Genomic DNA, 394 nt, shown 5'->3' with positions numbered 1-394 from the left:
GTCTAAGGATGGAATACCCATACAGATGGAACGAAATAACCCCATAATGGCTCTTGTCCAATGGTCGATTAGGCAAGCAGTAAAGGCAATAAAGCCACAAGTGTAAGCGCAAGCCATATGGGGGTGAGATGTGACCAGAAGCCAACGCCCAGATGTAATGTCTGGGATAAGCAGACGGGTCACGGTTCAGACGTAAGATGGAGACTCGAATAGCAATAATGGCGTCTAGTCAAACCAAAGGATTCGGCAAGCCGAAACCAATGGTCACTAAGAATGCATGGAGGGCTATCAACTGGGGAAAAGTTCAGCGGATGGTCTTCAAGTTGCAAAAACGTATCTATCAAGCGGCTCAATCGGGACAGGACGCAAAAGCTAGAAGGTTGCAAAGACTCCT

The 394-nt window shown here is 47.5% G+C and carries 1 protein-coding gene; it reads left to right on the top strand.

Annotation, left to right across the window (positions count from 1 at the left end; translation table 11 throughout):
- Positions 1–218 precede the first annotated feature (218 nt).
- Positions 219–394, top strand: a 176-nt coding sequence (locus LKE08_RS28795; protein WP_375341478.1) for a reverse transcriptase N-terminal domain-containing protein, incomplete at its 3' end; no start/stop codon positions are given.

It is taken from the genome of Lyngbya sp. CCY1209, assembly GCF_035615495.1.
Lineage (GTDB): Bacteria > Cyanobacteriota > Cyanobacteriia > Cyanobacteriales > Microcoleaceae > Limnospira.
Note: the sequence above shows the minus strand (reverse complement) of the source record. Positions and strands in the feature narration are given on the sequence as shown.